Origin of the sequence: Pseudomonas sp. NFIX49 (genome assembly GCF_900115915.1) — a bacterium.
GTDB lineage: Bacteria > Pseudomonadota > Gammaproteobacteria > Pseudomonadales > Pseudomonadaceae > Aquipseudomonas > Aquipseudomonas pharyngis.
The window spans coordinates 312,416-337,593 of record NZ_FOYE01000002.1; the positions used below are offsets into that span (position 1 = coordinate 312,416).

General features: G+C 61.7%; 29 protein-coding genes. All 29 read right to left on the reverse strand.

What is annotated here, in order from left to right; all coding sequences use genetic code 11:
* Positions 1 to 2 precede the first annotated feature (2 nt).
* The 29 genes from BMZ46_RS05880 to BMZ46_RS06020 all read right to left on the reverse strand — a co-directional run bounded on the left by BMZ46_RS05880 (position 3) and on the right by BMZ46_RS06020 (position 25,175).
* Complete coding sequence (locus BMZ46_RS05880) at positions 3 to 1,097, reverse strand: phage tail protein (protein WP_074691339.1); 1,095 nt, start codon at positions 1,095 to 1,097, stop codon at positions 3 to 5.
* Positions 1,098 to 1,152: 55 nt separating this feature from the next.
* Positions 1,153 to 1,578 carry a phage tail assembly chaperone gene (locus BMZ46_RS05885; RefSeq protein ID WP_039771274.1) on the reverse strand — a complete coding sequence of 142 codons (426 nt, stop codon included), beginning with the start codon at positions 1,576 to 1,578 and terminating at the stop codon, positions 1,153 to 1,155.
* Between the two features lies 1 nt (position 1,579).
* The gene (locus tag BMZ46_RS29755) at positions 1,580 to 2,311 is read right to left on the reverse strand and encodes a hypothetical protein (RefSeq protein ID WP_039771272.1); all 732 of its coding nucleotides are present in this window, start codon (positions 2,309 to 2,311) and stop codon (positions 1,580 to 1,582) included.
* Positions 2,312 to 2,325: 14 nt separating this feature from the next.
* On the reverse strand, positions 2,326 to 2,925 hold the full coding sequence (locus BMZ46_RS05895; protein ID WP_039771270.1) for a YmfQ family protein: 600 nt from the start codon (positions 2,923 to 2,925) through the stop codon (positions 2,326 to 2,328).
* Positions 2,913 to 3,956 carry a baseplate J/gp47 family protein gene (locus BMZ46_RS05900; RefSeq protein ID WP_074691337.1) on the reverse strand — a complete coding sequence of 348 codons (1,044 nt, stop codon included), beginning with the start codon at positions 3,954 to 3,956 and terminating at the stop codon, positions 2,913 to 2,915. The genes BMZ46_RS05895 and BMZ46_RS05900 overlap by 13 nt, the downstream gene beginning before the upstream one ends.
* Complete coding sequence (locus BMZ46_RS05905) at positions 3,946 to 4,344, reverse strand: phage GP46 family protein (protein WP_007954906.1); 399 nt, start codon at positions 4,342 to 4,344, stop codon at positions 3,946 to 3,948. The genes BMZ46_RS05900 and BMZ46_RS05905 overlap by 11 nt, the downstream gene beginning before the upstream one ends.
* Positions 4,344 to 4,853: a phage baseplate assembly protein V gene (locus BMZ46_RS05910; RefSeq protein ID WP_074691335.1), complete on the reverse strand. Its 510-nt coding sequence runs from the start codon at positions 4,851 to 4,853 to the stop codon at positions 4,344 to 4,346. The genes BMZ46_RS05905 and BMZ46_RS05910 overlap by 1 nt, the downstream gene beginning before the upstream one ends.
* A 143-nt stretch (positions 4,854 to 4,996) precedes the next feature.
* Entirely contained in the window at positions 4,997 to 6,034 is a 1,038-nt protein-coding gene (locus BMZ46_RS05915; protein WP_074691334.1) for a phage baseplate assembly protein, read from the reverse strand.
* 3 nt (positions 6,035 to 6,037) lie between these two features.
* Positions 6,038 to 7,273 carry a DNA circularization protein gene (locus tag BMZ46_RS05920; protein ID WP_039771262.1) on the reverse strand — a complete coding sequence of 412 codons (1,236 nt, stop codon included), beginning with the start codon at positions 7,271 to 7,273 and terminating at the stop codon, positions 6,038 to 6,040.
* Entirely contained in the window at positions 7,260 to 9,155 is a 1,896-nt protein-coding gene (locus BMZ46_RS05925; protein WP_074691333.1) for a phage tail family protein, read from the reverse strand. The genes BMZ46_RS05920 and BMZ46_RS05925 overlap by 14 nt, the downstream gene beginning before the upstream one ends.
* Positions 9,156 to 9,285: 130 nt before the next feature.
* Positions 9,286 to 9,582, reverse strand: coding sequence for a phage tail assembly protein (locus BMZ46_RS05930; protein WP_003222226.1), 297 nt, complete (start codon positions 9,580 to 9,582; stop codon positions 9,286 to 9,288).
* A complete protein-coding gene (locus tag BMZ46_RS05935) occupies positions 9,579 to 9,926 on the reverse strand; it encodes a phage tail tube protein (protein ID WP_007908779.1) in 348 nt (115 codons plus the stop codon). The genes BMZ46_RS05930 and BMZ46_RS05935 overlap by 4 nt, the downstream gene beginning before the upstream one ends.
* Positions 9,927 to 9,993: 67 nt before the next feature.
* Complete coding sequence (locus tag BMZ46_RS05940; RefSeq protein WP_039771256.1) at positions 9,994 to 11,490, reverse strand: phage tail sheath subtilisin-like domain-containing protein; 1,497 nt, start codon at positions 11,488 to 11,490, stop codon at positions 9,994 to 9,996.
* Positions 11,490 to 11,669, reverse strand: coding sequence for a DUF2635 domain-containing protein (locus BMZ46_RS05945; protein WP_039771254.1), 180 nt, complete (start codon positions 11,667 to 11,669; stop codon positions 11,490 to 11,492). Before BMZ46_RS05945 ends, BMZ46_RS05940 begins: the two co-directional genes overlap by 1 nt.
* The gene (locus BMZ46_RS05950) at positions 11,666 to 12,250 is read right to left on the reverse strand and encodes a phage tail terminator protein (RefSeq protein ID WP_074691331.1); all 585 of its coding nucleotides are present in this window, start codon (positions 12,248 to 12,250) and stop codon (positions 11,666 to 11,668) included. Before BMZ46_RS05950 ends, BMZ46_RS05945 begins: the two co-directional genes overlap by 4 nt.
* A 61-nt stretch (positions 12,251 to 12,311) precedes the next feature.
* Positions 12,312 to 13,340, reverse strand: a complete 1,029-nt coding sequence (locus tag BMZ46_RS05955) for a phage tail protein (protein WP_074691329.1) — start codon at positions 13,338 to 13,340, stop codon at positions 12,312 to 12,314.
* 9 nt (positions 13,341 to 13,349) lie between these two features.
* Positions 13,350 to 13,562 carry a tail protein X gene (locus BMZ46_RS05960; protein WP_039771248.1) on the reverse strand — a complete coding sequence of 71 codons (213 nt, stop codon included), beginning with the start codon at positions 13,560 to 13,562 and terminating at the stop codon, positions 13,350 to 13,352.
* Positions 13,555 to 13,938, reverse strand: a complete 384-nt coding sequence (locus tag BMZ46_RS05965; RefSeq protein WP_007954886.1) for a phage tail protein — start codon at positions 13,936 to 13,938, stop codon at positions 13,555 to 13,557. Before BMZ46_RS05965 ends, BMZ46_RS05960 begins: the two co-directional genes overlap by 8 nt.
* A complete protein-coding gene (locus BMZ46_RS05970; protein ID WP_074691327.1) occupies positions 13,935 to 16,133 on the reverse strand; it encodes a phage tail tape measure protein in 2,199 nt (732 codons plus the stop codon). Before BMZ46_RS05970 ends, BMZ46_RS05965 begins: the two co-directional genes overlap by 4 nt.
* A gap of 128 nt (positions 16,134 to 16,261) precedes the next feature.
* Positions 16,262 to 16,843: a phage tail assembly protein gene (locus BMZ46_RS05975; RefSeq protein ID WP_074691325.1), complete on the reverse strand. Its 582-nt coding sequence runs from the start codon at positions 16,841 to 16,843 to the stop codon at positions 16,262 to 16,264.
* An 80-nt stretch (positions 16,844 to 16,923) separates the two neighbouring features.
* The gene (locus tag BMZ46_RS05980) at positions 16,924 to 17,430 is read right to left on the reverse strand and encodes a phage major tail tube protein (protein ID WP_074691323.1); all 507 of its coding nucleotides are present in this window, start codon (positions 17,428 to 17,430) and stop codon (positions 16,924 to 16,926) included.
* Positions 17,430 to 18,596, reverse strand: a complete 1,167-nt coding sequence (locus tag BMZ46_RS05985) for a phage tail sheath protein (RefSeq protein WP_074691321.1) — start codon at positions 18,594 to 18,596, stop codon at positions 17,430 to 17,432. The genes BMZ46_RS05980 and BMZ46_RS05985 overlap by 1 nt, the downstream gene beginning before the upstream one ends.
* A 2-nt stretch (positions 18,597 to 18,598) precedes the next feature.
* Positions 18,599 to 18,784, reverse strand: a complete 186-nt coding sequence (locus BMZ46_RS05990; protein WP_064593825.1) for a hypothetical protein — start codon at positions 18,782 to 18,784, stop codon at positions 18,599 to 18,601.
* A 101-nt stretch (positions 18,785 to 18,885) separates the two neighbouring features.
* Positions 18,886 to 19,422, reverse strand: coding sequence for a DUF4376 domain-containing protein (locus BMZ46_RS05995; RefSeq protein ID WP_081353140.1), 537 nt, complete (start codon positions 19,420 to 19,422; stop codon positions 18,886 to 18,888).
* A complete protein-coding gene (locus BMZ46_RS06000) occupies positions 19,422 to 22,595 on the reverse strand; it encodes a phage tail protein (RefSeq protein WP_092163857.1) in 3,174 nt (1,057 codons plus the stop codon). Before BMZ46_RS06000 ends, BMZ46_RS05995 begins: the two co-directional genes overlap by 1 nt.
* The gene (locus BMZ46_RS06005; protein WP_074691319.1) at positions 22,596 to 23,231 is read right to left on the reverse strand and encodes a phage tail protein I; all 636 of its coding nucleotides are present in this window, start codon (positions 23,229 to 23,231) and stop codon (positions 22,596 to 22,598) included. It lies immediately after the preceding gene.
* A complete protein-coding gene (locus tag BMZ46_RS06010) occupies positions 23,228 to 24,223 on the reverse strand; it encodes a baseplate J/gp47 family protein (protein WP_074691317.1) in 996 nt (331 codons plus the stop codon). Before BMZ46_RS06010 ends, BMZ46_RS06005 begins: the two co-directional genes overlap by 4 nt.
* Positions 24,220 to 24,552 (reverse strand): phage baseplate protein, encoded by a 333-nt coding sequence (locus BMZ46_RS06015; protein ID WP_074691315.1) that lies wholly within the window; start codon positions 24,550 to 24,552, stop codon positions 24,220 to 24,222. The genes BMZ46_RS06010 and BMZ46_RS06015 overlap by 4 nt, the downstream gene beginning before the upstream one ends.
* 14 nt (positions 24,553 to 24,566) lie before the next feature.
* A complete protein-coding gene (locus BMZ46_RS06020; protein WP_039771230.1) occupies positions 24,567 to 25,175 on the reverse strand; it encodes a phage baseplate assembly protein V in 609 nt (202 codons plus the stop codon).
* Between the last annotated feature and the right edge of the window lie 3 nt (positions 25,176 to 25,178).

Below are 25,178 nucleotides of genomic sequence, written 5' to 3' on the forward strand. Positions count from 1 at the left end.
CCTCAGATGAGCTTGATACGGCCGGGATAGGCGATGTTGCGAGGGCGGGACTTGAATGCCAGCAGCAGGGCATTGGCGGCATCCCGCTGATAACTCGTACCGGCAGGGAAGACCGGGCCACCGTTGTACAGCCCGGACACGTATTGCGGTTCTTCACGAGTATCGGCACCAAAACTCGTCAGGCTGTCCGACCACCACGCGCCGACCGCTCCGGCACCATTGGCGCCCATGGCATACGAATGCGTCGAGCCCACCTGAAAAGAACCCATCGCACGTGCCGCATCCACACCCCGCCCCTCGTCCAGCACTCGCAAAAACTCGCCGCGCCCTTCAGGGCCACGGAAGGTTGCGGCACCATCACCCGACGTCCATTTACCTTCGTTGCCCGCGCGCGCGGCCTCGGTGCCCAACATTCCGGAAAGCTGGGCGTGGTCCCACAACCAGGGCCACTCGGCACGTTTCATGACCGTGCCATTGAGCGCACCGTAACCACCGGGACTGAGCAAGGTGGTTGTCTCGAAAAACGGCCGGCCAAGTGGAGTGTTGTCAAACCGGCCGACCGGCCACCAGCTACCGGCGGCATCGCTGCGCAACTGCCACCAGTCACCGCCGCCCATCAACACCAAAAACGGATAACCGCTGGGTGAAAGATGCGTGTGAAAACGGATGCGGTCGGTACCCGACGCCTGAACGATCAATCGGTTGCCACTGTTGTCCATGCGCCGAACAATCACATCGCGCACACCCAGCGCCGCGTTTGCCGGCGGCAACGTCACCGTCACGGCACTGGATCCGCCATCGATCAGCACCAGCCCCAGCTCCGGATCGGTCAGCGCCTTGGATGCAGTCAGCCGCGTTACTACCGAACGCATCGGACTGCCATTTCCGACAATCGATTGAATGGCTTTGAGCAGCTGACCGGTATCGGCCTCGGCGGCTGTCAGCCCGGCGCCGGTAATCACGTTGAGAATTTCTTGTGTAACGCTGTTGCCCCACACCGCCGGAATCAAGGAACCGGGCGTTCCGGCCACCGGGTTTTCATCGACGAACCGGCCATCGACCAGGCCGACGCTGGGGACACTTTTTGGGTAATCCATATTTCAATCCTTTACCTGAAGCGCTGATTGCAAATGTCGAGAACGCGGCAGGCGTTCAGTCGAGAGCCATCCATGCCGGCTTCTTTGGCCGAGAGCGTTTGGAGGGAAACTTCTTGGCCTGCGGCCATTTGCGCAGGGCCTGCAGATAGACGAGCAGGGTCTGATAGTCGGCATCGGAAAGTGTCGTGGCCTTCATCAATTCCAATTCATCCCGATGCCGGTCGCGCAGCCAGACCACTCGTTCGAACTCTTTGTCGCGCCAGGCCTTGGCGTCCCTGGCAGCCTGTTCATCCGAAACCGGAGCGAACTCCACCAGAGTCGGCAAGCCATGCTCATCGTGGGATCGATCCATGCCCGCTGCCGGATTGGCGATCACCGCCTCGTAGCGTTCATCGTCAATTTCGACGGCGTCGTCAGGCAGGCTTGTGTGATAACCCGCCAGGTAGGTATTGCCGGTAGTACGGCTGTAGAAACGTTTCATGTCAGTTCCCCACACTCAGGACACTGACATAACCCGTACCGCCGGAATTACTCAGTATCTGAACCTGGCTTGCGTCGAAGTAGGTCACCAGCGGAGGTGTGGTGATATCAAAAAAGGGGGCGTTTCCGCTGTGCGAGTAGCTTGCCCATGCCCCGCGACATTGGTTCCTGAACGCCAGCGGCCAGGGCTTGGATTCATAGGTCTTATCGACGCTGACCGTGATGAGCACCCACTGGATCGTGAAGCCACCCAGCCAGCTCGGTAAAACGACGTAGCCGTTTTCGCCAAAGCTGTAGGCCACGCCCAGACCCAGCTTTTTCGGCGTCACAATCGTGGCGTCATCCGCGATGGCATTGACCTGCGCCTGCGAAGCGATGCGCGCCCAGCCAAAAAGCGTTTCCGTCGCTTGCACCAGTTTCTTTTCAATCGCCTGAAACACTCGCAGCGGCGACATCAGCCGATTGCTGCTGGTACCCGACTCGGCTTCTTCCTTACTGGCAAAAGATTCGTTTCTGTTCTTTTCGACAAGCGTCGAAATCGCCGCTTTCAGTTGGGTGTTGTCACTTTCATTCGGCGTAAGACCCGCAGCGCTGATCACATTGACGATCTCATCGGTCACGCCATTGCCCCAATCTGCCGGAATCAGCGATCCCGGTTTGCCGGTCAGCGGGTTTTCATCGATAAATTTCCCGTTCACCAGACCGGCGCTGGGCACACTCTTCGGATAATCCATCCCGTCACTCCTTCCTAGTCATAGTTGATGTGCACCTTGGTGTGCGCCGGTGCCGCCCGGTGGATCAGGCATTCCAGCGCCGAGCCCGGATTGACGCCGAAGCGCTCGCCCCAGTAACTCGCGCCATAACGCCGCCCGAGCAACAGCCGGCCGCCAGTGTTGAGCGTCCACATGAACTGCGCTTCCCAGGTGCCCCAATGCGCTGCGCCGAAGCGCGAACGGCCCATGCGCGGGGCTTCGAGTTCGGTGATGGTGGCGTTGGGGTAACCCTGGCTTTTGGCGATTTCCAGGTAGTAGCCGACGGCCTGGCTGCCGACCGCCAGCAAGCGGCGGCGCACGGCGAGGCGACGGTCGTCGAACAGCGGCGTGGCGCCGAGGCACGGGTCGGGCAGGTTCATCACCTGTTCCCAGTCCGGCACCAGTTCGCTGACGCCGGCCGGGTCCATCTCGTTGAGCAGATCGGCGGCGCGGGCGTCGAGGCGGGCGAGCTCGACGGCGACGCCTTCCAGCACCTCCTCAAGCTCCGGCACGCGCTCCGGATCCCATGCCGGGCCGCTCGGCAGCAAGGCACGCAATTGCGCCTGGTATTGCGCGGCGGTTCTTATGGCAGCCATACGCAACCCCCGAAGGTGAGCAGTTCGCTGTCACCCGCGGCCACGTTCGCCACCGGCGCCGACAGCACGTGATCGGTTTCACCCGCCGCGCTGCTGATCGCTTCGCGGATATGGCTGATCAACAGATCCTCGCCCAGGTCGGCTTCACGGTTATGCAGGTCGCGCAACTGGGTTTCGACGGCGGCGCGCACGGCGGTGGTGTCGGGGGTCAGCTTCAGTTGATAGGTCACCGGTTTCTGCACCGGCGGACGTACATGCACTTCGGCAGTCACCGGGCGCAACGGCTCGATATAAGCCTGCACTTCGGCCAGTTGATCGGCATTCGGCACCGGTTGCGGATCGTCGTCGCGCATGATGTACACGCCGACGGTGCCCGGCCCGAGGAAGCCGCCTCGGCACCAGGCACGAGTCACGCCCGGCACTTCCAGCGCCCAGGTCTCGTAGTCGCTGGCCGAACCGCCGTGGGGGATCACGCGATAGGAACGAATGACCCGCGAGCGCAACGACTCCAGGCTTTCCCGCGCCACGCCGCCGTTCAGTCCCGGCGCCAGCACCACAAAACTGTTGCCGACTACGCCGGTGATCGGCTGCACCGGCGTCAGCGCCAGCCCGGCCTCGGCATTGCCCAGGCTGCCGGCCTCCAGCGCGGCGATGCTGGTGCTGTTGACGCCATTGACGGTGGTGCGGGTGGCGGTGACTTTGAAGGTGCGACCGTCACTCGACTGCAGCAACGTATCGGCGTCCAGCACCGCGCCCGCCGTCGCGTTGAAGCTGACGTTGCCGGTGGCGACCTGCGCCGGTTTGCGCGGCTGGTTCAGGCGCAGTGCGGCGATGCGTTCCAGGGTCGATTCATCGGCGGTGTCGGGCAGGATCTGCTCGGCAATCCAGTCGAGGTAGCCGTACAGACCATAAGCGGCGCCGCCGAGTGTGCGGGCCAGGACTTGCGCATCGGACTGGCGCAGCGAATCGCCGGCCAGGTCGCTTTGGGTGCGCTTGATCAGCACCGGCAGCGAAGGGGTTTCAAACGGCATAGATCACCTGCCAACTGTTATCGGGGTTGATGTCCAGGCGCTCGCCGTCGGCCAGGGTCAGGACCGTGCGCAGGTTCAGGCGCTGGGCGTCGAGGCGTTCGCTGATGATGTCGATGGCGCTGCAATGGCCGTCGTCGATCAGCCATTGCAAGGCTTCGCGGGCATAGAACTCGGCGTCCATCTGGGTCTGGCGGGTCAGCTTGACCCGGCGCAACAGCCACAGCCGTGAGCCGATGCGATCGTCAGCCACGGTGGGAAAGGTGTCGCCCCACCAGCCGAAACGCTCCTCGTCGTCGAGGGCATCGTCGTCGGCGGCACGGCGCCAGGTGAACAGGCTGATCAGCACCGCACGGGTCAGCGCGGCGTGGAGGTTCTGACTGAAAAGCATCACTGACCTCCCGCCGGCGCGCCGGTCTGGCCATTGCCGGCCTGCACGCCAACGTGCACGTGCTTGATCTGACTGATGCCGCCGGCCACTTGATCGCCTTTGGAAACGATCTTGCCGGTCTGGTTGATCACTGGCGTCTCGAAGTTCACGGCGGTGCTGGCGCGGATGTTGAGCGTGGCGGTTTCGATGTCGATGATCCGCCCCCGCTTGAAGTGAATTTTGTCGCCCTCGTCGGTGTAGATCGCCACCTCGCCGGCCGCCAGCGATTGCAGGCGGTAACGGCGGTCGGCGACCACCAGGGCGATGGCGTGGGAACGGTCGCCGCCGAGAAACGTGACGACGCCTTCGGCACCGGCCAGCGGGTGGCTGGTGAAGCCGTAGGGTTCGAAGTGCTCCAGGTCGTCGTTCACTTCACCGGCGGTGAGGCGCATTTGCAGCGATTGCAGCTTGGATGCCGAATTGGCGAGCACGACAGTGCCGCGCGCCAGCAGGCGTGTCAGTAGGCTCATAGGGTTTCCTTGGAATGTCAGCCCACCGCCCACCTGTGGGAGCGAGCCTGCTCGCGATGGCGATCTGGCAGACACTTCTGCACTGACAGGTCTACCGCTATCGCGAGCAGGCTCGCTCCCACAAGGTAATGTCAGGCTGGTGGCTATTTCGGTGGAGTCGGATTGGCGTCGAAGGTATGCGGCGGCGCCACTTGCAGCGTGGTCACCGAGCCTTGTGCCGACAGCGAATACGTCACCTTGGAGATCAGCATGTCGCCATCGAAACCGAGTACCGGATCCTTGACCTTCACCAGCGTGTTGTGGCGCCACAGATCGCCGTTGGACTGGCGCCAGCCCTGCACCTGATACGTGGTGGTCAGCGCCCGGCCCATGCGCGTGGCGCTTTCCCACTGGGCCCGCTGCTGGGCCAGTTCGAACGTCAGTTGCGAGCCTTCGTTGATGATCGTGGTGCGCCGACGCTTGAAGCTCAGGTCGGTGGCGCTGGATTCAACCTCGCTGACCGCCGCCCCGCTCTTCTTGTCGTTGCCCTTCTGCTGGCCGATCACCTTGTATTCGGAGAACACCTGGCTGTGATCCATCGGCGCATTGGCCGAGAGAATGTTCTTGCCCAGCTCCAGCGCATCGCTCGCGCGGCCGCCGCTGCCCGGTTTGGCCAGCACCAGCCGACCTTCGGCGTCATCGGTGGAAAACACCCGGTACAGCGAGAGCAGACGGTCGATCGACTGAAACACGGTTTCACCCGGGACGATGGTGTGTTTGCTCAGGCGCGCGGTCTCGGGAATTTCGTTGACCACAAACTGCGAGTATTCCCCGGCCAGGGCCTGGACGATGTTCAACAGCGGCTGTTCCTGCCATTGGCCGGGGATGTTTCGCGCCGCACAATCGACCAGATCCTGGGTCTTGGAACTGCCTTCGATGCTCAGGCTGATCTGCCGCCCGTCATAGCTGATCGGGGCCTTGAACACATAACCGGTGAGCACCAGATCCTGGCCGATCCGCACTTCGCACGGGTCGCCGGCCTTGATCCGCTGATCCACGGTCTGCCCCGGCCATTGCCAGGTGATGTCGAGTTTGAAGGTGCGGAACTGGCGCTCCAGGTCCGCGGTGATCTGCACGCTTTTCCAGCCGCCGTATTCCATGTTGTTGACGGTCAGCGTGACGCGGTTGTCCATCTCACTCATGGCTCACTCCCTGGAAACTTTGACTTCGTTGGGTGGGAAGCTCGGATGAGACAGACCGTTGCGCTGAATGACCTCGGTCACACGGGTGGCGTCGCCAAACTGTTTGTAGGCCACGACCACTGCCGGAAAGGTTTCCTGAAAGGTTTTGCTGACCAGTCGCACACCGGATGAAGCCACGGCCTTGAGGTGCGCGATCAGCGCTTCCTTCACATCGGCGATGGCCTGGTAGTGCGCGGGGTCGGCCTTGTCCTGGGCCTTTTGCAGCGCTTCGTTCAACTCTTTTTGCAGCGTTTGCAGATCGTCGGTGACCGGCACTTCCTGACGCGTGACCGGCTGCTTCGATTGCTGGTCCAGCGAAGGTGTCGAGGTCAGTTTCACCGGCGTCGACGCCACCGGCATCGAGGCCACCCATTGCGCCACTTTGACGATCAGGGTGTCCTGCACCAGGTTGGCCATCGCCTGCGCGGCGGCGTTGGTGTCCTTGCCGGTGGTGATTTTCGGCGCGTCGGCCTTGCGGATGGCTTCGATCTGTTGGGACACGTCGGCAATCACGCCACGGTAGCCCTCCTTCGCGAATGCTTTCAGCTCCTTGATATCGCCGAGCAACCCCTTGAACTCCGCCGCCACTTCCTTGGGCAGCTCCTTCACGGCCCTGACCAGCTCGGTGATCTGCTTGTACTGCGCGATCAGCGGCTTCAACTGCTCCTTGATCACGTCGTACACGCCGGTGAGGCTGTTGCGCAGATTGGCGATGCCGATCCGCGCCGCCTTGATCAGGGTCATCGCCTGTTCGAAGCGCGCCACCGCCGAGCCGAGTAAACCTTCGGCCTTGATCAGCAGGACTTTTTGCGTGCTGACCGTCGCCGTCGGAAACGGCAGAGGTCGGTCCGGGTAGAACTTCAGACTGAACGTCACCATCCCGCCGTCCTGGCGGGTATGGGTCATGTCGCACTCGCCTACCTTGACCTGCAAGCGCCCCAGCCACGGATGCACCAGTTCGCCGCTGCCCTGTTCCAGGGCCTGGAGCAGCTTGTCGCGCTGCTCCAGGCAATCGGCACCGATGATGAACGCCGTCAGGTCGTGGGTCTTGGCCTGCTGGCCGAGGTCCTCGAAAAACGGCAGGTCGCGTTGCGGGTATTCGTGCAACTGCCCCTTGCGACCGACCGGGGTTTTCGCCTGGTCGATCCAGAAGCCGACACCGCGAAAGGATGCCGGCAACAAACGGTCACGCCAGTTCATTGGAACCTCCCATGGACAGCGAGCGATAGCCGATGCGCGAATTGAGCGCCAGCCCCGGTTGATTGGTTTGCGGTTGATCGGTGCGCAGCCCCGCCGGTGCGTTTTCGAAGCGCACCGTCAGGCCGCCTTCGAGTTGCGTACGGTTGTTGGCGGCGCTTTGCTGGATCAGTGCGCTGGAAGATTGCGGCAACGAGCCGCCCTGCAACGCACTGCCGCCCTCGGGTTTCGAGCTGGCACCGAAAAATGCCGGCGCCAGTTCCCCCTTGCCTTCGGCATTGGTCTGGCGTTGCGCTTCGGTCAGGGTTTCGACCTTGCCGGTGACCTTGGCGATCAGCCCGGCGAAGCCACCGTCGAACAGTTCCTTGATCGGTGCGATGACGGTTTGCAGCTTTTGCCACAGCTCGCCGAACCACCCGACAATCGGCCCCCAGCTCTCAATGATCTGATCCAGGGGTTTCCATTCAAACAGGCCGTGCAAAAAATCCACGACCGGCGCGGACAGCGCCAGCACAACACCCCACAGCGCCGAGAAAACCTCACCGATGGGCTGCCAGTACTGCGCAATCTGCTCCAGCGGCGACCACTCGAACAGACCGGTGAAAAAGCCTTTGACCTGTTGCACTGACGTTTGCAGTGCCGTCCAGATCGGTTCGAAGAATCCGACAACACCACCCCAGGCGCTGGTGATCATTTCCATCGGGAAAAAATCGAACAGTGCCCGCAACGTATCCCGGGTGCTTTGCACGGCCGATTGCAGCGTCGTCCACACCGGCTGGAAGTACGCAACAACACCGCCCCAAGCGCTGGTGATCATCTGCATCGGCGAGAAGTCGAACAACGACACCAGGAATTCTTTGGCCGGTTGCGCGGCTTTTCGCAGGCTGCTGAACATCGGTTCGAAGAACCGGACCACACCACCCCATGCACTGTCGATCATCTGCATTGGCGAGAAGTCAAACAGGTTTCTGAGGAACGCCATCACCGGCACACTCAAGGCCTTGAGCAGTTCCCAGATCGCCGAAAACAGTCCCGTCAGCGGTCCCCAGTTTTCCAGGATCATGCCGGCGGGCGACCACGAGAAAACCGACTTGAAGAAGTCGATCACCGGCGCGGTCACGACCTTGACCTTGTCCCAGATTCCCGAGAAGAACCCCGTGACCGGTTCCCACAGCGCCGCCAGTGCATCCAGCGGCCGCCAGTCGAGCACTGAGCGCAATGTCGCCATTGCACTGGCCCCGGCATTTTTCACGCCCTCCCACAATCCGGTGAAGAACGCGGAAATTGGTGTCCAGTTGGCCACGATCAAACCGGCCGCCAGCGCAACGCCCATGGCGATCAGCATGATCGGGTTGGTCTTGAGCACCATGCTCATGACGTCCATCACCTGAGTCATACCGGTGACGGCGGTCTGCATGGCGGAAAACGCAATCGCCCCCGCCGCCAGCCCTTCGACCAGTTTCGGATTGTCGGCCAGCAGGCTGCCGACCTGGGTCAGCATCGGCTCCAGCCCGACCACCAATGCGCCCACCGCCGGCACCAGTGCGGCGTCCACCGCAGCGGATACCTTCTCCATGGATGCGCTGAACACGTTCATGTTCTGCGCGGCGGCTTTGGGCGTGTCCGGCAGGTCGACGGTTTTCGCCGTCTCGCTGACCTCGGCAAGCTTGCCCTGAAAGGCTGCGGCGGATTTGATGCCGTCCACGAACGGCGTAATCACGCTGCCGCCCTTGAACAGACCGCTGATGTCGAGTTTGCCGAGGCCAGTCTGTTCGAGGTTTTTCTTGAAGTCATCGACCTTCACTCGCAGGGCGCCGAGTTTGGGTGACAGTTCGTCGATGCCTGTAAGCAGCACCGACGCTTTAGCTTTGGTTTCTTCTGCCATCACTGCACCTGCTGCATCGCATTGATCCGTTGCGCGTGCTCCAGCGATTCGCGAAGCACATCCAGTGGCCTGGCCATCATCTGTTCGGGGTCAACCTTCCAGAACCAGGCCAGGTCATAGGCGACCGAAATCAGGTCGGTGATGGCTCCGACGCCGCACTCATGAAAAAACTCGCAACGGCCCAGCTCAGCGCGTTGAGGTCAGCCAGATCCAGCTGGTTGACCGACGACGGCGGAATGCCGGCGCACACGGCGATGTATTTGGCCGCCACGTCCATGTCGAGGCTGACCTCTTCGCTCTTGTCGATCTTGTACGGCAGCGCCTTGATCGCTCGCACCTCCTGCACCGTCGGACGGCGCAGGACGAGTTCGGTCAGGGGCTCGCCGTGAGCTTCGATCGCAACCTGAAGCTTCACGGCGCCGCTCATTGCCAGGTCCCCTTGATGCCTTCGAATTTCAGTTCGATGGTGGCGTCATCGCCTTTGGAGACGGGCTCTTCGACCAGGTAGGCACCGGCCAGTACATAGACTTTGCCGTTGCTGAATTCACAGGTGACGGTGATGTCGGTGCCTTCGATCAGCTTCTTCAGCGGGAAGTCGGCGGTGTGCAGCGCGGTCACCTTGAACGATGGCGCGATGTCGGTTTCCTTGTAGAAACCCGGTACGACGGTTTCGCGTTTGACGGCCATCAGCGGGGCTTCGCAGCCGCCGTTGATAGTCAGTTGTGCACCGTCGACCTTGACGTAGCAGGTGCCTGCAATCAGTTGACCCATGGTGTTACTCCCTTCAAATAAAAAGCCCACGCAAGGTGGGCTGAAATCACAGTGTCAGACGCGCCGATCAGGCGACGTCGTCGTACTGCAGGCGGAACTGGTTGAGCAGTGCGAACACGCGCAGACCGTTGATGTAATCCGGCGGGAACAGCACGTTCACGCGGCTCGGGTCCTGCACGTCGCGCTCGACGATCAGGTGCTCGGCGAACAGCTCGGCGTTTTCCACGTGGCCTTCGAGTTCGAGCTTGGCGTACTGGGCGATCAGCTCACCGCGAATGGTCGCCGGGGTGACGATCGGCTGGCCGGCGCCAAAACGGGTGCCGTCGGAAGCCAGTTTGTGGCGACCGTACTTGCTGGTGATCACGCTTTGCAGACGACGCACGATGAACGCCGACTGGTGCATGGTTTCGCTGTCCAGGTACGAGTTGTCAGCCTGGCCGTAGGCGTTTTTCTGGTAGGTGGTAATCGAGCGCTGGATGCGCACGTAGCCGCCTTCGTAGTACGCGGTGGCGATGCCGTAGTTGAGCAGCGACTGACGCTCGGTCAGGGTGAAGCGCTCGCTCGCCGGCGCCGGATCGACACCCGGCAGGCTGCCGCTCTGGGTCGGACGGCTGGCGTCAGCCGAGATGAACACCGCCGTGCGCGCGGTCAGTGCTGCAGCTTGTACCCACACCGGTTGCGGAACGCCCGGTTCCAGCGCCTGAATGGTCATGTGCTGGTCGTTGCGAGCCTGACCGGCTGCCACCAGCGTGCCGACGGTGCCGCGCTTGGCGCTGTAAACGTGACCGAACAGTTGCTTGGCCCACGACCAGCGGCCGGTGCTGTCGTCCATGACCGCTTGCCAGGTGTTGAGGGTGGCCAGGTCGGACCATGGCAGTGTGATGAACTCGAACGGCTCATCACCCAGTGCAGCAACCGCTTCAACCTGGTCAGGCACACCGACGCCGCCGGTCATGGCGGTGATTGCGGTGGTCAGGCCGGCCGGGGTTTCTTCACCGTTGCTCTTGCCCAGGCGATTGAATTGCAGGCTGATGTCGTTGCCGCTCTCGCCGGTCCATTTGGCGTTCAGAGTGACGACGCCTTCGGCCGCTGCTGCGCTCACCGGCAGATCGGCGGTGGCGTTGATTTTCTGTGCCAGGGCAATCGCCGCTTGTGCCGCAGTGGCACCGTTGACCACAGTGGCCTGGACGCGGACGCCGCCGACATACAGGTTGAGCACGCCAGCCTGGGTCGCGGTGCCGGTCAGGGTCAGCACGCCTTTGGCGATGGCGCCGGTGGCGTTGTGCAGCGGCAGGCACCAGATCTCACCGATCGGGTCGGCCTTGCGGAAGGTCTCGTACATCGAGGCGAGCATCGAGCCCTGGCCGCCAATGCTCTTGGCCAGCGCCACGCTGGAGACCAGCACCAGTTTGCCGACTTCGCTCGGGGCGATGTTGTCGTTGACCTGCGCCACGATCAGGCGACGCATGGACGAGGACGCGCTATTGGCGGCCGAGTTGTCCATTTCGGCATAGAACAGCGGTACACGAATGTCCGCAGGGATGTTACTGAATCCGATCGCCATTATTTGGCTCCCTTTTGTTTGGCTGTTGCGGTTTTGAGGGTGATATCGCCGTCGGCCAGACGCCGGCGCCACCAGGCGCTGTCCAGCACTTCACGGCCTTCCAGTGGCAGCAGGTCGCCGGCTTCCGGGTCCGGCACGGCACGGCCAGGGGCCGGCACTACGGTGATGCGGTTGCTCATGGGGTTACGTCTCCAGAGAAAGTCATTTCCACGCGCCCGTCAGGGCCCGGGCGTTTCAGGTTGGGGTCGGCCGGGTCGATCGCATCGACCCGCACGGTGGCCCCGGTAAAGGACGACAAACCGTCCAGTTCGCGTTCGTGCCAACTCTCCGCAGGCTGACTTGGCAGATTGCGGCCCAGCTGGAACTCGGCAAAAAAGCGCAGCCGGTAGAACGCGCGGCTGCTGTTGATCGAGACCGTTTCGCCGCCGTCATAAACGATGGCGCTGTAGTTGGAATCGGGTTTGAAACCCACCAGTGCACGCCACAGTTCGGCGCGCAGGTCGTGCAACAGATCCAGCGCTTTTGTGGCGTCCGTGGCATCGAGTGCCAGGATGATTTCGAAGCGGTCGCGGATCGGTTGGCTGAGGGAGTTCTGTGAAGAGCTGGCGCTAGCTACGTCCGACAGCGGTAAAACATGGGCCGAGGGCATCGGCAGATTCGGGTCGCCTTGCAGCAGCGCCAGGTCGACACCTGTCGCGATATGGCCGGCAAGGCTTGGGCATTGCGCACGCAGCTGCGTGAGGATCGGAGAGATCTTCATGGGGAGCGTTCCAGGATGTGGGAGTGGCCACAGTGATGCGTGTGGCGGTGAGATCGGAGGATCAGTCCTTGGCTTTTGCCTCGGGATCCCGGCCGGTCGCTTCGATCAGGCAGCGATAGCTTTCCTCGCGCTTGCCGCTGGCAGTGACTTTCTCGATCGACCAGCGACCGCGCATGAAGTCCGGCCAGGTATCGTCGAGTACCAGCAGACCTTCGGCTGCCAGCAGGGGATCGCCCGGGCAGGTGACCTTCAGCTTGTATTTCTCGCGCAGCATCTTGCGCACTTCGGCCTCGCCGATGGCTTTGGCTTCTTCTTCGCTGGCCAGTTTCTGGCGAATGACCTTGTAGGGTTCGGAACCGGTGATCACCTCCCGCAGCTTGCCGAGAGCACCGTCCCAGAATGAGGTTTTGCAACCCTGATTCTGGGTGCGGGCGGTTTCTTCCAGCGTGGCGCTGATGAAGGCGTGATCGCCCGGCCGATTGTTTTGGGTCACCGACAGCCTGACGTCCGGTATCACCTGGCCCGACAGGTTTTTGAGCTGTGCCGGATTCGCCAGTACGTAAAGGTCGTTGAACGGTTTGGCCACCGCGTCGTACTTTTTCGCCAGGCGTGTGATGAAGCTCATGTCGGTTTCGTTCGACTGGTCGACATGGGCGATCCTGATCAGCGCCAGTTCGGGATCCACACGCGGCGAGAATCCGTGTCTCGAGACCAGCTCGCGAAACAGTCCGCCAAGGGTTATAGGGCCATGACTGGCCGTGCGCCGTTCCTTGAATCCGGTGTCGTCCTTGCCGCTGAAAGGCGCGGCGGTCGCGACAAGCGTCAGGCGCAGCGGGAACAGCGTGGGTGTCAGTCGAGTGACCTTGAACTGGCCTTTTTCGACCAGCCCGGTCTCCAGATACCCCACCCGCAACCCGATGGTTCCGCCCAGGGTCGGCAAGCCTTCAAGGCCTTCCAGATCGAGCACCAGCGTCAGTTGATCGGACTCCATCCCGGCGGCATCGATGTGTTCCCAACTGATCAGACGCTGGTTGAGCAAAGCCGCGTTGGAGCCGTAGATTTCGATCGCCGGCGTAAATCCCTGTGCCATGCAGCCTCCTTAATCCCAGGCCAGAACCGGTTTGATTGCAGCCGGTTTCGAGTCGAGCTCCGGCAGCGTCACCCAGACACCTGCCGGCAGGATCGGGCCGTGCTCGGCCAGGGTCGGGTTGAGTGTCCACAGGGCTTCTTCGGCGCTGTCATCGCTGCGACCGGTTTCGCGGTAGAGCAACATATTCACCGAGTCACCGGCCACGCTTCGTACCTTACGCATTGTTGAACTCCGACAATCCGATGACCCACTTGATCACCATCGCGGTGCCGTCATCGATGACCTCGCTCTGGTTTTCGTCGATGCTGTTGATCCGCCACAAACCCCAGTTGCGACCGATGCCGTCAATCAACGGCAACGGTACACGCAGTGCTTGCAGCGCACGCAATTCATCGAGCCGTTCCATCCCCACGGCGTACATCGAGGTGCCGGAGATGGTCAGGGTTTCAGGCTTCTGCCCTGTCTGATGGGATCTGGGTTTGCTGTTGAGGATCTGCAACTCGGTCCAGCCACCCTCGGATTTTCGCGACAGCGTGCTGTACGCAAAATCCCGAGACAGACCGAAGATGAAACTGCCCAGTGCCATTTGTTGTTTCATGTACCGGCTCCGTCAGTCAGGGCTGCATCGCGGCGCGTGCCCAAGGGGTTGGTGGTCAGCAGCGACATGAAAGGTCCGTGGAACTGGCCGGACAGCTGTTGCTCGATAATCGAATGAATTTGCTGAGCCGTGTCGGGTGCAGGACAGGTGACCTGGATCGTCGGAGCGAAGGAAACTTGCTGGTTCTGCGTCTGTGCGCCCGCCAGATCTTTGGCGACCTCGGCCGGCGGGGCGAGTTTGTCCGGCGCGGTGGTCGTCAGTTTCTCACCCAAAAAACCTCCTCCTTCAGCGCCCAGCCATCCCCCGACCAATCCACCGATCAGACCGCCAAGTGCCATGCCCGGCGCCAACCCCACACTTCCTATGGAGGCACCGATCGAGCTGCCGGCGACTGCGCCGGCCCACGCACCACCGGCGGCACCGAGTCCTTTGCCAATCTGTTGTTTGTCACCGCTGGCAATACCTTCGGCGACAAGCGAAGCGCCAATCGCCGCCTTCGCCTGCCAAGGCATCCAGCGCGAGACCGGCTGCACCGATGCGAGCACAGGCTCCAGCCGCGGAGCAGCAACCCTTGCAGTCTGTTCCAGTATCTTCAGACCGTTGCCAGAGCTGGCACTGCGACCGGTCAGAGCCAGGCCCTGAGATTCAGCCACGGCAGTCGCAGAGGTTGCTGCAGACAAGCCGAGCTTTGAACGACCGGGAAGGTAACTGGCAGCTTTATCAACGATCCATTTGCCTCCCCGGTCTTTCAGCTCACCGACAACCGCATCGGTCACGGCGTCGAACACCGGTTTGATCCAGGCCGTCGCCGTCAGAACTGCACCCGCGGTTTTCGGGTAGGTTTCGGCCAGATCGCTCAGCCTGTCTATCGAATGGCTCTCACCGGGAGTTTCGATATCCGGCGCCAGTGCATTGCCTTTGGCGACCGCCAAACGTTCCTCACGGGCATTCTTGATGTTCCACTGCCCCTGCTGAGTGTTGGCAAGTGCCAGTGCAGACTCTTTCACCGAGCTTTTATCACCCAGCTTCGATGTCGCGTATCGGCTTTTGTCGCTGACCAGGTAAAAGGCTTCGTTCACCTTGCCGAGGTCCTGAGACAGCGACAACGCGGCGTCTCCACTGTCCGCGAACAATGTCCGGGCCAATGTCGAGCGCTGCTCCACCGGTCTGGTATTCAAGGCCGCAAGCACCGACAAAACAGCGCCTTGGGCATTCTGTTTGTCAGGATCACGCATGGCTTCGGCCACTTCCTTGGGATCCAGGCCCAACTGCTTCCAGGCACCTTTCTCGGCCATGGAGGCTTGATCGCCCTTGCCCAGCGCACTGGAAATATTCTTCAGCGCATTGCCGGCATCGTCTTTTTTCGTGCCGCTGTTGAGCAACGCTGCCGTCAATGCCGCAGCCTGTTCCGGTTGCAAGCCTGCGCTGATTGCCGCCTCGCCCGACTGCTGCAAGACAGAACCGATGTCCGCTGTCTGCACATCTCCGGGCATTTTGCCGAGATGGTTGGCCGCGTCCGCCAGATCAAGGGCTTGATCACGCGAGAGCTTCATCGAGGTGCGCCAGACCTTCAACATTTCGCCGGCTTCCAGCCCTGTAACCTTGAATGCCGATGCGGTGATCGCCGCATCGCTGGCAAAGTTCAGCAACTCGAGTTTCTTCGCCTCGGCGTTTACCGCTTCGTTGCCGATTCCCGCCTTGGCCGCCAGCGTTTCAATCCTGACCAGCTCGACCCCGGTAGTGCCTCCGGCAGCCACCAGGGTGGCACTGGCCATTTTCAAGCTCGTGAGTGCCATGTCTTTCCCGTCATCGCGGGAGAGCTGCGCCACACTCGCAAGCGTGGCCGCCGCCGAATCCATGGCCATCGCGGCCCTGCGCGTCTCGGGAGGCTCAGCCCCCGCAGAGGATTTTTCCGGCGTTTTCTGCCCTCCGCCAGACTCACCCTTCGCTCCGGTACTCACTGCCTGCGGCAACCCACGCAAGGCGGTCAGGGTCACGCTCAATGCATCGATTGCCGTCGTCAGCAGCACGATTTTTCCGCTGACTGTCAGCAGAGCCTGGCGCAAGCTGTTGGTCTGCTCCACCGCAAGTTGCCCGACACCTGCGTTCAGCGCGGCAGTGCTCAGGGAGACACTGCCAAATCCTGCGCCGGCGCTTTCACCGGCATTCATGAGCACAAACTTGCTCTCTGCCATGCCGCTCTACTCCTGTTTCACGCCAAGGCGAGTGATCGCTATGTCGTAGCGGCGCAACGCCTTTTCGGCGTCCCACTCCAGAATTTCCGCCTCACTTACCGGGTAAATGAGCGGCACGATATCGAGGATTACTTCGATGTCGCGTTCTGAAAGAAGGCCGCCGGCTGGTTTAAAAAATCGTCGATGCGCACCTGCAATTGCGTCCAGTCCGGCACGCTCAACAGGGCCAGATCGGGGATCATCAGGCCGGTGCAATGGGCGGTGATGAATTCGGCGCGTTCCTTGGCCGTTTTCAGTTTCTTCATCACTTTGGTGGCTCGCAGCGCCGGCATTTCCAGGCTCAGCGAAGTCACGGTGCGGCCGGTGACGGCGAGCGGTTGCAGCAATTGCACTTGGTCGGGATCGTCGGACTGTTCCGCGTCTTCGACCTGTTCGAGAAAGTACGACGCCGGACGGGTCGACATCTCGTGCACGTATTGCGCGATGGTCACGTAGTCCGGACGCTTGAGCTGGTCGAGTTCCTTGACCGACAAGCCGGTGGCCAGCAGCGCCAGCTCGAAGAACTGGTCGTCCTCATCGTCGCCAGCGCGTTCCAGCGCTTCTTTCTGGGCGGCGTAGAACAGCGGCTTGAGCTGGATCGATTCGATCTGCGAGCCGTCGTCACCGGTGATCGGCGACAGCAGGTCATGCTTGGGTGGCATCCACGACATGAAAGGAATTCCTTGGGTGTTCTTGAAGATTCCTGTGGGCATGAACGCCCACAGGTTTTGTGCCTGATCTGCCGAAAGGCTTACGGCATCAGCACCGCACGACGGGCATCACCGAGGATATCGACGCCGTTGAGCACGAACTTCTGGGTGCGCACGTCGATGTCGATCACCGGCACGCCGTTTTCCAGGCGGTTGTAGGTGCGGCAGGAGAACTCAAGCGTCGTCAGGGCTTTGCTACCCATTTTGATTGCTTCTTCACCCATGGTTTTGAGCTTGCCGCCGATGGTGTGATAGGTGAACCAGGTGTTGCCGTCCTGGTCCTGACCGGCTTCACGCACGTTCAGCAGAATGTCGTCGCCCAGTTTCACTCCCATCGCCAGCAGCACTTCAGCGCCGGTGCCTTGCAGCTTGAGCGTGGCATTCAGCGCCTTGGCGCTCTTGGCCATTTCCTCAACGATGAAGCGACCGCCCGTCATACTTTCCATGTCGAAATCGATTTTCGGCGGAGTGAATTCCTCCACGGTCGCCGACAACGGCAGGCCTTGCAGGGTGGCCGCGATGGCCTGTCTTACGCGGTTGGTAAACATTAGAGAACGTCCTCCAGGAACTGCTCGATGATTTCATCGCGGGCGTTGAGTTGATAAACCATGTGTTCGTTCGGCGCGTAGCGGCCGTAGTCGATGACCACGTACCAGGTGCCGTTCTTGTACTTCTCGACGCTGTTGAGTTCCGGGTGCAGGTACACGCTGCCGCCGGGAATGGTTTCGTCGGCGACCAGGGTTTGCAGCCAGTCGTTGATGCGTTTGACTTCCTGATCCATGAACGACTTGGTCAGGTTCTTGGCCATGGCTTTCTGGCCGGCCTTCACCAGCTTGCGGCTGATGGCGTCTTCCAGACCGACGTAGCTGATGAACTTGCCGGTGATCGAGCGGTTGCCCAGCAGCGAGAAGCCGCCAAGGATGGTGCGGGCGTAGTAGCTGACGCCGTAGCGGTTGAGCAGATCGCCTTCGGTGGAGGTGTCGAGGATGTTGTATTCAACGACCCGCGACACGTCCTCGGCGTAGGTCACCTGGTTGCCCGGGCTTTCCCATTGCTTGACCTTGGCCAGCGCGGCAATCGCCAGACTGGATGGCGCGAGGAACACGTTTTTCTTCGCGGCTTTCGAGTAGACGGCCGGCATGTTGTGCACCACCAGGCAACGGTCGAAACCGAGGTCGGCACCGCCCAGTTCCTGGCTGTACAGCACCTGATCGGCGACCGAGGCGTCCTTGCCGTCCAGCACCACACGGGCCTTGATGCGCTTGCCGAACGAGGCGAACTCGCTGGCCACCGCCTTGGTGCCGGTGAAGCCCGGCGCGCCGATGATGGTCAGGTCTTCCGGGACGCTGCCCAGTGCCGCCAGACCGAGCTTGCGGCCGGTGGCCGGTTCAACACCGCCGATCACGGCGTTGACGGTATCGGCCGGGGTCGCGCCCGCTTCGACGATCACCACGTACACCGGCACCTTGACCACTTTGAGGATCTGGTAAACGGCGTGGTACAGGGTGCCCTCTTCCGAACCTGTCGGATCGAGCAGTGCGTGGGTGGTGAAGCTGTTGATGCGAAACGGTGCGTTACGCGGAATCAGCGGATCGGCTTTCGGCGCGGTGCCGACCAGACCGATGACGTTGTCGCCCAGGCCACCCATGGCCTCGGGGGATTCGGTGGCATTGACGGTAATGCCGTTGTGCTCGAAGTTCAGAACCTCAGCCATAGTCAGTCAGCCTTCTTCGCAGCGGCCTTCACGGCCTTGGTGGTAGTTGTTTTCAGCTCCAGTCGACCGGCGCTGTGCAGGGCACTGGCCTCGACATCGAGCAGATCGAGTTCCTGGCCGACGCTCGACCAGTGCCCACCGCCGGTGGGGAATGGAACGAGCACGGTGTAGGTTTGGCGGGTTGCCATTTTTCGTTTCTCCATAAACGGGAAAGCCCCTCGTTGGGAGGGGCTTGGCGGGTGTTGAAAGTTTTAGGGGTGAAAGAAAACGCCCCGGGGATGCGGGGCGTTTATTTGAGATCTGCGGTATCGGGCGACAATGAGTCTGGCCAACCCTCGGTCAGCATTTCGTCGTGGTACTCGCCTGCCTCGATTGCGCGTAACAACGTCAGCTCGCGGTCAAAGCAGGCCTGCACGTGCGCCCGCACGGCTTTCGCAATTTCGATGATTTGCGCGGCGCCAATCTCGACGAATCCCTTCACTGTTTTGAAGTTGCAGCGATATTCAGGATCGAGTACGGCTGAAAGACCGGTGCTTGCAATCAGCGCCTGGCTGTCGCGTGTCGTTTCGATTTGCAGGCCGCCGACGACAATGCCGACGCCCTCCCGAGCGAAGCGCTCAGCCGCCACAGCGGCCTTGAGTTCATCCAGCGAGACCACCGGAACGCCTTCTGGCGCAAAACGCTCGCCGTCGTACAGCCAACCCTCTTCGACCTCGCCGGGGCATTCGATCCAATTCATATCCGGGTGAAACATCGTCTTTATGTCGCCGTCGGTTTCGAACAACTGAACGGCCTTACCCATGTAAAGAAGGGCGTATTTTTTCATCAGGCGTATTCCTCGAAAATAGCAACACCGCCAGCGCCCGGTGCGCCGTTGCGCGCTGCCAAAGATGGGCCGACGGCCACACCGCCACCCCCACCCCCATACCCTAAACCGGGCGGAAGCGCTCCGTTGGTGCCAGCTCCATTCCCACCCGAACCCAGTGGGCCGCTACCACCATGGCCGGCCAGCGTCGACGCACTCACGGTAATGCCGGGGGTCCCCGGAGCGCCTGCCATGTTGACAATATTGCCTCCATAGGCTGACGCACCCGGATAACCGCCCACCATCAGTCCAAACGCTGTAGTAGTTATCCCGATAGCGTAGATTGACCCCAAACCACCCGGCGCAGACAGCAACGCTCCTACCGAACTTGCCCCCCCTGCGCCGCCGCCAGTTCCGTTGGTTCCCGAAGCCGTGCCCGCGATTCCGCCAGCACCTACAATGACCGCTTGGCTAGCGCCAATATCTGCCGCCGTTATTAGCGTTTCCGCATAGCTTCCTGCCGCACCACCGCCAGACGCAGAAGTCTGGGAAGCGGTTGTAGCCGACGCGCCGCCAGATCCCCCCCCTCCCCCCACAATACGAATCCGAACCTTCTTCATTCCCGGCGTCGGAATGTAGGTGCCGTTTTCCGTGAATTTCTGAATATTCAGAAGGCGCCCAAACTCCTGTTTAATCACCCGCTGCTCAAGCGCGGCGATATCAATCGTTCCCTGGTTAACCGGTGTGTTCCAGGCCTTGATGCACCACATCACCGCCAAGTTGCGCGGGCGCGTTTCAGCGCCGCCATACGGAGCAACTGCGCCGCTCGGCAGCGAGCTCCCTACGCCCGTATTGGCGAAAGCCACCAACGCATTGCTGCCAGAGCCCGTAATACCCAACCCAGCGCGCGCGCCGTGTTCGTGCGCCTCAACCTGACCCAGCTGATAACTCCCAATTGCACGGCCTGGATCGACACCGCGGTTGTGATCCCAGCCACGAAAAAACTCGCCGCGAGTGTCCGGCAGTCGCGTATAGCTCGCGTCGTCACCGACGATGTTGAATTTCTTGTTCAGGTACGTCGCAAGATGCGGATAGAGCGCGTCCTGAAAAAGACTGCCGTTCGCTTCCAGATAGCCAGGCGGCACTACACCAGCCGGGAACGGCATCAAGGCGCCCACCGGTACCGCCGATTTCATTTTTTCCAGCTCGGCGGTCAGTGCGGAAACGTCTATCTGCCCCTGATTGACCGGCGCGTTCCAGGCTTTGATGCACCACATGACAGCGACGTTGCGTGGCCTCACAACACCGCCATCGACCAATACCGGCGAAGATACAGCACCTGCTGTACTGTACGATCTGGCCACACCTGGATAATCAGCGGGTATGAACACATCTGCCTGAGCATCCGCCACCGTTGCCTGAACAACTTCGACCGTAAGGTTCGGATTCGGGTTGCTGTCAAAGGTTGTCACTGTCCCCTTTTGAAATGATCCAATCGCTCGACCAGCATCCACACCCCGTCCATGATCCCAACCCCGCAGGAATTCGCCGCGCGATTCCGGCAGGCGGAAGTTACCCGTACCCTCATCCCCCTTGTTGTAAGTGGTGCCGAGATACGCCGCCAAATCCGGATAAGTCGAAGTGCTTTGCACACTGCCATTCAGCTCAAGAAAGCCGGGCGGCACGATACCTGTCGGGAATGCCATGACGGCACCCACCGGAACGGCAGATCCGAGCCGGGAGACTTCCTTGACCAATGCCGCTACGTCAATGCTTCCCTGATTGACCGGCGCGTTCCAGGCTTTGATGCACCACATGACTGCGACGTTGCGGGGGCGGGTCTCTGCTCCTCCGGTCGATTTCGTTCGCACGTCATCCGTCGAGCCATAGGATTGGACAAAATTTCGTATAGCGGGCCCGGCTGCAAATGTATCGGTAATGAGCTCGTAGTCGGTCGCATGAGCATGCGCTTTTAGTTCATCGGCCTGCGAAGTACCAAGACCGCGTCCAGTATCAACTCCCCGCCCATGATCCCAACCCCGCAAAAACTCCCCGCGCGCCTCAGGCAAGCGGAAATTCCCGACGCCCTCATCCCCCTTGTTGAACTTGCCACCCAGATAGGCGCTCAAGTCCGGGTAAGTCGCGCTGCTCTTGACGCTGTTGTCCAGCTCCAGGAAACCCGGCGGTGGCGAGTCAACCGGAAACGCAACAATCGACCCCACCGGCAACGCCGATGCCTTGGCAATCAGCGCCTCGACTTCAGCCTTGGTGTACGAATCCTTGATGCCGAAACCGGCCAGCGTGTCCGGATTCGAGCCGGCCGTCGCGCGGCCGTATTCGTCGACGCTCAGACTCTTGTAAGTCCCGGCGGCAATCCCGGTGCGCCCTGCCAGCATCTTGAATGTCAGCGCTGTTGTGCCAAGGGTAATCGGCGCATTGGTGGTCAGGTGCCACAGCGAATCGCCGTTGAGCGTCCCCTCCTCCACCATCACCGTCAGGCCCGGGGTGACCTTGGCGCTGACGTTGGCATCGTTGGCCCGAACCCAGTCGCCGTTGGCGACGATCCACAGGCCGTTGTCTTTCGCCAAGGTCTGGTTCGGCAACAGCACACGGTCACCGGCAACCACCGCCACACCGTCGATCTGCTGCGCACCGTTCAACACCACGTTGGCGGTGGCGGCGACGCGCACCGATTGTTTGCCATCAAGCTTGCCGAGTTCTTCGGCGAGGTAGCTCATGACCCACGCCCGAGTGGCCTTGACCACCGTGTCATCGATCAGCAGCGTCACCAGCGCGGCATTGCTGGTCTCGAAAATCGAGCGGATGTAGAACTCTTTGCCCGAGCCCGACGTGGCCAGCACCGGTTTGAACGACTCCGGGTATTTGACGATCGCGTAGAGAATGCCGGTGTCGGTCCACAGACCGGCTTCACGCACGTACCAGCCACCGACGTCCGGCGGGATGGTGACTTCGGCGAGCAGCCAGCTCGGGTTTTTCTCGTCCTGGAACAGCGCGTTGAGCGGTCCGCGCCAGACTTCGCGTTTCAGCGCAGTAGCCGTCGCGGCCGGGTTGTAGACCGCGCCGCCGCCGTCGCCGACGGAAATCTGCGTCAACTTGATCGGTACGCCCGCGGCCTTGCACGCCGTTTCGTAGGCAATCCCTGCGTTGGTGAGCAGGGTGTAATAGTCAGCCATTCAGGCCCCCTGAGGATAAATAGTGGATGTTTCGACGGTGTACAGCGCAGCCGCCATGAAGGCCTCGCCAGATGTCTCGAGCCCTTCGAGGAACACCGGATAGACCGTGGTCAGCTCACCGCAGAAAGTCGCGGCGCCGATGACGTGATTGCCGAAGGCGCTGAGGCCGACCGACACCGACAGCACGTCCCGTTCGCTCTTGGCATCCGCCAGGCGCCGGTCGAGACGGGCGTCGATTTCTTCGCTGTAGGGTTGTTCGGTGAAGGCGCGTACTGTGAAGCTGTAAGGCTCGCCGGGCGGTGTCTGTTCGTACCAGGCGCGGATTTCCGGCCTGAGCTGCAAACCCTTGGCGGCGTTCTCCAGCGCCTTGCGAGTGCCGGCCTGGCGCGCGGTGGGCCAGGCCAGTTCAACGGTCAGGCGCTTTTCCGCTTCCGGTGCGTCGGTGCTCCACTCGGCAACCCCACGATCTGCTGCGAGATACGGCAGGAAGGCGACGGGGGTTGAGGCCGGGTTCATCAGTTCTGGAAACGGCGGCGCAACGCGATCAAGTAGTGCGCCGAAGCCGATGTCGAGTGCCCGTTCCAGCGCCGAGCTGTTGGCCGGCAGCAGGGTCGGACGCGGTGTCTGATCGGTCATAGCGTCTGCACCTCGACTTCTACCGCCGTGCAGTACGGTGCTTGAAACGCCGAGCACACAACGGAATCCAGAGGTTCAAGAATCTGCAATTGCACGGCGCCGACGCTGTGCAGCGTGTAGTCGATCCAGCTCGGGTCGACCCGGCCTTCCAGGCGATGGCAGCTGTCGGCGTAGGCTTGCAGATGCTGCTCGGCGGCGACTTTGGTCAGGCCCGAATCCGGGCCGGAATTAATCTTCGCCACGACGCGGATTTTGTAGCGCTGAATCTCGGCGCCTTTGACTGTGACCTTGTCTGTCTCCGGACAAACATCGGGCCGGGCAAAGTGTTGGCGTACACCTTCGAGCAGCGTCGTGGACGGCGTCCCGTCACCCTCGCGGGCAAGCACGGTGACTTGCACTTCGCCGGGCGCGGTGCGACGACCGTTACCGTCCTTGACCTGTGCGGCGAGGCCGTCCGGGTCGAAGGTGTAAGTGACGTTCACAACCCCCGCATCGGTGGATTCGACTTTCACCGTCGGCCGTTCGCCGAGGGTGAACACCTCGCGGCGATACTGCATCCGCGAACCTGCTGCCGGCGCATGGGGCGCCAGGTAATAGCGCAGCCGGGCATCGTCGTCGCTCTCGTAAATCGCCGGCACCGGCGGGAATGCCGCCGGATCGCCCGGGTCGAGCAACTGGCGCTCCAGGCCCATGTCCGCGAGCCGCGCATCAAGGTTGCTGCCGGTGGCCCACCACGCCAGCATCTGCTTGATGCGGGCGTTGTATTTGCGTTCGTGGGTTTGCAGGCGAACGCAAAAGGCCTCCAGAGCCAGGGTCAGCAGTTCGCTTTCGTTTTCCAGGCTGGTCTTGAGCTTTTCCGCGCTCTGCGGCGAACGTGCGCCGACGTACTCGACCACGAAGGTCTTGAACTCGGCGAGCAGATCCTCGAAGGCATCGACCTTGATCAAGGAGGGTTCGGCCAACTGATTCTGGCCGGGGATCAACATGCTCATGTCACGACCTCGAAAGTCTGTTGGCGGTTTTTCCAGGTACCGGCAAACCGCAGCAGCAAACCGGCGCCCTGTCGGGTGGCGACGATCACGCCGGGCTGGAAATCGCCGATGCCGTTTTGCGGGTTGTAGAACGCCTGGGCCGCGTGGCTCTGGGCGAGCAACAGGATGTCGTCGCCCAGGTTCTGCCCCAGCAGCGTGGGGATCAGCGAACCGTACAAGGGCCGTTTTTGCCGGGTGCCCAGCGGCGTGGTCAGGGCCCGAGTCGCGCGCTGCACGAATTGCAGCCAGTCGTCGACCGTGGCCCCGCTGTCTCTTTCGATTCCGATCATGGGAAGCTCTTGATTCAGGGGCTGATGACGCGGCCCTGGTGATCCACCAACGGGCCGCTGAAGTGCACGCCCGAGGCGTCGATGGTCAGCCCGACCGCGCCCAGTTGCAGGTTGATCGCTTGCGGGGTCATCGCCAGCCGTGCCGGCCCGATGCTCAGCTCAAGCGACTCGCGAGAACCGTTGAAGGCGGCCGGGCCGTTTTGCCAATGCAGCGTGTGCGTGGCGTCGTCGTAGCCGCTTTCGCTGCCGTCCTGATGGACGCGACGAGTCAACGTCGGCACCGTCGAGGTCGGTGGAAAACGGTCACTGTTGAGGCCGAACAACGCCACGCTCTGCGCGCCGCTTTCGCCGCTGCCGTAGTTGAACAGCAGACACTGCTCACCCACCGTCGGGATCCGCGACTCGCTCTGCGCACCGGCGCTGGGGTTGAAGAACTTGATGGCCGGTGTCAGCAATCCGCCATGGCTGACTCTGCAGGTGTTACTGGCGGCATCGACTTCCTGACAGATGCCGATGCGGCAATAACTTTCGGCACGCCGGTGCAGGTCTTCGATTTCCGCTTCCATCTCGGCCAGGCGTTCGATGATCGGGCCCAGCTGCATTCGCAGTAACGCGTCGAACATCGG

Bases quoted from the DNA above. Each gene is read 5' to 3' on its own strand.
- BMZ46_RS05880 (WP_074691339.1), bottom strand. From the start codon at position 1,097: ATGGATTACCCAAAAAGTGTCCCCAGCGTCGGCCTGGTCGATGGCCGG.
- BMZ46_RS05885 (WP_039771274.1), bottom strand. From the start codon at position 1,578: ATGAAACGTTTCTACAGCCGTACTACCGGCAATACCTACCTGGCGGGT.
- BMZ46_RS29755 (WP_039771272.1), bottom strand. From the start codon at position 2,311: ATGGATTATCCGAAGAGTGTGCCCAGCGCCGGTCTGGTGAACGGGAAA.
- BMZ46_RS05895 (WP_039771270.1), bottom strand. From the start codon at position 2,925: ATGGCTGCCATAAGAACCGCCGCGCAATACCAGGCGCAATTGCGTGCC.
- BMZ46_RS05900 (WP_074691337.1), bottom strand. From the start codon at position 3,956: ATGCCGTTTGAAACCCCTTCGCTGCCGGTGCTGATCAAGCGCACCCAA.
- BMZ46_RS05905 (WP_007954906.1), bottom strand. From the start codon at position 4,344: ATGCTTTTCAGTCAGAACCTCCACGCCGCGCTGACCCGTGCGGTGCTG.
- BMZ46_RS05910 (WP_074691335.1), bottom strand. From the start codon at position 4,853: ATGAGCCTACTGACACGCCTGCTGGCGCGCGGCACTGTCGTGCTCGCC.
- BMZ46_RS05915 (WP_074691334.1), bottom strand. From the start codon at position 6,034: ATGAGTGAGATGGACAACCGCGTCACGCTGACCGTCAACAACATGGAA.
- BMZ46_RS05920 (WP_039771262.1), bottom strand. From the start codon at position 7,273: ATGAACTGGCGTGACCGTTTGTTGCCGGCATCCTTTCGCGGTGTCGGC.
- BMZ46_RS05925 (WP_074691333.1), bottom strand. From the start codon at position 9,155: ATGGCAGAAGAAACCAAAGCTAAAGCGTCGGTGCTGCTTACAGGCATC.
- BMZ46_RS05930 (WP_003222226.1), bottom strand. From the start codon at position 9,582: ATGAGCGGCGCCGTGAAGCTTCAGGTTGCGATCGAAGCTCACGGCGAG.
- BMZ46_RS05935 (WP_007908779.1), bottom strand. From the start codon at position 9,926: ATGGGTCAACTGATTGCAGGCACCTGCTACGTCAAGGTCGACGGTGCA.
- BMZ46_RS05940 (WP_039771256.1), bottom strand. From the start codon at position 11,490: ATGGCGATCGGATTCAGTAACATCCCTGCGGACATTCGTGTACCGCTG.
- BMZ46_RS05945 (WP_039771254.1), bottom strand. From the start codon at position 11,669: ATGAGCAACCGCATCACCGTAGTGCCGGCCCCTGGCCGTGCCGTGCCG.
- BMZ46_RS05950 (WP_074691331.1), bottom strand. From the start codon at position 12,250: ATGAAGATCTCTCCGATCCTCACGCAGCTGCGTGCGCAATGCCCAAGC.
- BMZ46_RS05955 (WP_074691329.1), bottom strand. From the start codon at position 13,340: ATGGCACAGGGATTTACGCCGGCGATCGAAATCTACGGCTCCAACGCG.
- BMZ46_RS05960 (WP_039771248.1), bottom strand. From the start codon at position 13,562: ATGCGTAAGGTACGAAGCGTGGCCGGTGACTCGGTGAATATGTTGCTC.
- BMZ46_RS05965 (WP_007954886.1), bottom strand. From the start codon at position 13,938: ATGAAACAACAAATGGCACTGGGCAGTTTCATCTTCGGTCTGTCTCGG.
- BMZ46_RS05970 (WP_074691327.1), bottom strand. From the start codon at position 16,133: ATGGCAGAGAGCAAGTTTGTGCTCATGAATGCCGGTGAAAGCGCCGGC.
- BMZ46_RS05975 (WP_074691325.1), bottom strand. From the start codon at position 16,843: ATGTCGTGGATGCCACCCAAGCATGACCTGCTGTCGCCGATCACCGGT.
- BMZ46_RS05980 (WP_074691323.1), bottom strand. From the start codon at position 17,430: ATGTTTACCAACCGCGTAAGACAGGCCATCGCGGCCACCCTGCAAGGC.
- BMZ46_RS05985 (WP_074691321.1), bottom strand. From the start codon at position 18,596: ATGGCTGAGGTTCTGAACTTCGAGCACAACGGCATTACCGTCAATGCC.
- BMZ46_RS05990 (WP_064593825.1), bottom strand. From the start codon at position 18,784: ATGGCAACCCGCCAAACCTACACCGTGCTCGTTCCATTCCCCACCGGC.
- BMZ46_RS05995 (WP_081353140.1), bottom strand. From the start codon at position 19,422: ATGAAAAAATACGCCCTTCTTTACATGGGTAAGGCCGTTCAGTTGTTC.
- BMZ46_RS06000 (WP_092163857.1), bottom strand. From the start codon at position 22,595: ATGGCTGACTATTACACCCTGCTCACCAACGCAGGGATTGCCTACGAA.
- BMZ46_RS06005 (WP_074691319.1), bottom strand. From the start codon at position 23,231: ATGACCGATCAGACACCGCGTCCGACCCTGCTGCCGGCCAACAGCTCG.
- BMZ46_RS06010 (WP_074691317.1), bottom strand. From the start codon at position 24,223: ATGAGCATGTTGATCCCCGGCCAGAATCAGTTGGCCGAACCCTCCTTG.
- BMZ46_RS06015 (WP_074691315.1), bottom strand. From the start codon at position 24,552: ATGATCGGAATCGAAAGAGACAGCGGGGCCACGGTCGACGACTGGCTG.
- BMZ46_RS06020 (WP_039771230.1), bottom strand. From the start codon at position 25,175: ATGTTCGACGCGTTACTGCGAATGCAGCTGGGCCCGATCATCGAACGC.